Source organism: Enterobacter sp. CM29, assembly GCF_013179605.1.
GTDB classification, from domain to species: Bacteria; Pseudomonadota; Gammaproteobacteria; order Enterobacterales; family Enterobacteriaceae; genus Enterobacter; species Enterobacter intestinihominis.
Genome location: NZ_JABMCU010000306.1, coordinates 1 through 2,763, shown reverse-complemented (window position 1 = coordinate 2,763; position 2,763 = coordinate 1). Strand labels below are relative to the sequence as shown.

Here is a 2,763-nt window from a genome sequence, read left to right as displayed (position 1 = left end):
ACGGCGGCCAGTGAAAAATGGTGGCGATATCAGCCACCAGGTCTTCTACCGTCAGGCTGTCGGCAAACCGGCAAGCACCGATTTCTTCAACAAAAAAGTGACCACCTCAACCGACAGCGCGGTGAGATCGGCGGGGTCCATTTCAGCCATTTCCTGAGCGGTCAGCGCGGGCGTGGAGATGCGGGGAATAATCGTCATCATCGCGCCGACGTCCATATCCATGATCGCCTGCAGACGGGTACCACGCAGCGCGCCGGACTGCGGCTTGCGCAGCACAATTTCGGTAATTTCGGTTTTACCGCGTTTGATTGGGGTGTCCAGCTGTACGGTTTTTTCAGTCAGTTGTTCGCTCATTGTCATTTCCTGTTAATAAGGTACTGGCGCGGCTGCCCGCGCCTTTAAAGTAGATCAGAGGCCCAGGGCGTTGCGGTGTTCTTCCATCAGGTCCACGCCATCAACGATTTCAATCATGTTGATCACATCAACCTCATAGAGCACCTCGCCGTTAATGGTCAGCTTCGCGTAGCTGTTGGTGCTGCTGACTTTTGTGGTGTTGCTCTCCCCGGTTTTCCATTCGCCGGAATCGACTTCTTTATGTCGCCCGCGCACAACCAGCTCAACGGCCTGCACTTCGCCGGTATCGTCACGCTGAATGGAGCCGGTGAAACGCAGCTGGATACCGTCAACGGTGGCTTTACCCATCTGTTTGAATAACAGCAGTTCGGTGCCACCGATTGAAAATTCCGTGTCCAGCGCGCCATCATCCAGCCCCAGATCAACATCAGCCGAACCGGGCATACCGCCGCCGCGATACTTTTCAAACTTGCGGCCGAATTTAGGCAGGGTCAGGGACTCAACAATCCCCTGATAGTTATTCCCGTCGTTAAACAGGTTCAGGTGTTTTAACTTGCGTGGTAAAGCCATATTGTCCCCTTACGCGCTGACCTGGCTGGAGAAATCCAGCAGATACTGATCGGTGATGCGCTGGCGCAGCATCAGGTTTTCCAGAGGCGGTACCGGCGTATAGTCGTAATCGATAGTGAGCTTCCCGGCTTTCAGGGAATCTTTATCGTTTACGGACTCATCCAGCCAGCAGTCGGCGCCGATGATGTAGCCCTGCGTTTTCAGGTTGCGCAGTTTGGCGCGAATACCTTCGATAATGTCGCGGGCCAGTGACGGGTTAAGCACGCCATCCACCGCCCACATATGCGCTTCGGCGATGGTGTCAGCCAGTACCTGCGCGGTGCGGGTGTAGTTTTCAAAGGCAAACAGTGGATCGTCACTGAGGCAACGGGAACCCCAGAAGCGGAAGCCGTCTTTGCGGATCAGCGTGGTGACATCGTTCTGGTTCAGCAGCCCCGCATCGGTTGCCGGGTCCTGCAAATCCCAGAACACATCAGCAGAAATGCCGGTGACGCCGTTCACGCCCACGTTGGACAGGGATTTGTGCCAGCCGGTCTGCTCGTCAATTTTGGCACGCAGACCAAGCGCACGGGCTGAGGCGTAGGCCGTTGCGTCAGCATTCAGCACGGTGTCAAAACTGATGAAATCAGGCCAGATCAGCATTCCCTCGCGCTGGCTGAAATTAGCGCGGTAGGCAATGGCCTCCTCTACCGTTTTGCAGCCGTAGGCTGACAGATAGGCGAACCCGCGCAGACTCTGCGCCACGCTCAGCAGCTCAGTGGCAACCGCCTGCGTGTCATGCCCCGGCACGCCCAGAATGCGCGGCTTAACGCCGAGCTGAGACTGCGCAGATAACAGCGCTTTCATGCCCGTTTTTTTACCGTCAGCTGTCACGCCGCCGATAATGTTGGAGGTTGTCTCCGCTTCGGTTTCACCCTGAGCCACGCGCACAACGACGGTCACGGGTTTAGCCTGGTCGGCAATTGCATCCAGTGAGCGGGCCAGCGTGCCGGACTCGCCTGCTTTACCGCTGGCGGTCAGCACGTCGGTGAGCAGGACCGGTTTATTGAGGGGGAACACGGACGCATCTGCATCATCGCCGGTACAGACCATACCGACAATTGCCGTGCTTACTGTTGAAATGGGGCGGGTGCCATCGTTGACCTCAACGACGCGCACACCGTGGTGATAATCCTTAGCCATACGGCGAACCCTCCGGTGTTTAGGTTTCGCCCTATGGTGAATTGAATGGGCCGCGCAGACAGCTACGCGGCATTGTTCCCTTAATCACACAATACGCCCGCGCGGATAAACTCAGCGCGAAGGTCTGGCAGTTTGAGGGCAGGATAAGCAAGCGCAAGTTTTGGATATTGGGAAGCCGTGAACGCTGCTCCGTTGCATTTGAGCCTCCCTGCCGGTGGAGTTGCTGATGGCCATTGAACTGGTACACCAACTGGAAGCGCGGAGCCTTCCCCTAAACCGAGGTTTTGTATCAATCAGATGGCATCAACTTCACCTTTTTCTGTCATTTCATTTTTAATTTCTAACAGAACTGGTTCGCCTTTGTTATTTACATCAAGGCGCATCCCTTTCGGTATTTCTGAAGTTCTGAAAAACCAGTTATCAGCAGGCAGTTCAATCGCCCCTGCAGTATCGTGAAAACCGGGGATAACCTCTGTCATAGTGTTTGGATTAAACAGGCGCATAATAAACCCTCCATGAAAAACCATTACTTGATGGATTGCCCGTAGCAGACATTATGCAGCGAGCCTTGAAACCAGCTTTTGTTGTCAATGAATCAATAACCATAGATGAGTGGGTGACGTTGGCCCCAATACCAGGATCAGCGGAAATACGTTC

General features: G+C 54.7%; 4 protein-coding genes and 1 pseudogene. All 5 read right to left on the bottom strand.

The genetic code is table 11. From position 1 onward, the window contains the following. Positions 1–51 precede the first annotated feature (51 nt). The 5 genes and pseudogenes from HP459_RS22295 to HP459_RS22275 all read right to left on the bottom strand — a co-directional run bounded on the left by HP459_RS22295 (position 52) and on the right by HP459_RS22275 (position 2,609). A complete protein-coding gene (locus HP459_RS22295; RefSeq protein WP_171936862.1) occupies positions 52–354 on the bottom strand; it encodes a phage tail assembly protein in 303 nt (100 codons plus the stop codon). Positions 355–408: 54 nt separating this feature from the next. After that, positions 409–924 carry a phage major tail tube protein gene (locus tag HP459_RS22290; RefSeq protein ID WP_007848874.1) on the bottom strand — a complete coding sequence of 172 codons (516 nt, stop codon included), beginning with the start codon at positions 922–924 and terminating at the stop codon, positions 409–411. A gap of 9 nt (positions 925–933) precedes the next feature. After that, a complete protein-coding gene (locus tag HP459_RS22285) occupies positions 934–2,106 on the bottom strand; it encodes a phage tail sheath protein (protein ID WP_014884890.1) in 1,173 nt (390 codons plus the stop codon). A 101-nt stretch (positions 2,107–2,207) separates the two neighbouring features. Continuing rightward, a pseudogene (locus HP459_RS22280) lies at positions 2,208–2,396 on the bottom strand (phage tail protein); the annotation flags it as partial. Between the two features lie 3 nt (positions 2,397–2,399). Continuing rightward, on the bottom strand, positions 2,400–2,609 hold the full coding sequence (locus HP459_RS22275) for a hypothetical protein (protein WP_171936861.1): 210 nt from the start codon (positions 2,607–2,609) through the stop codon (positions 2,400–2,402). Between the last annotated feature and the right edge of the window lie 154 nt (positions 2,610–2,763).

Bases quoted from the DNA above. Each gene is read 5' to 3' on its own strand.
- HP459_RS22295 (WP_171936862.1), bottom strand. From the start codon at position 354: ATGAGCGAACAACTGACTGAAAAAACCGTACAGCTGGACACCCCAATC.
- HP459_RS22290 (WP_007848874.1), bottom strand. From the start codon at position 924: ATGGCTTTACCACGCAAGTTAAAACACCTGAACCTGTTTAACGACGGG.
- HP459_RS22285 (WP_014884890.1), bottom strand. From the start codon at position 2,106: ATGGCTAAGGATTATCACCACGGTGTGCGCGTCGTTGAGGTCAACGAT.
- HP459_RS22275 (WP_171936861.1), bottom strand. From the start codon at position 2,609: ATGCGCCTGTTTAATCCAAACACTATGACAGAGGTTATCCCCGGTTTT.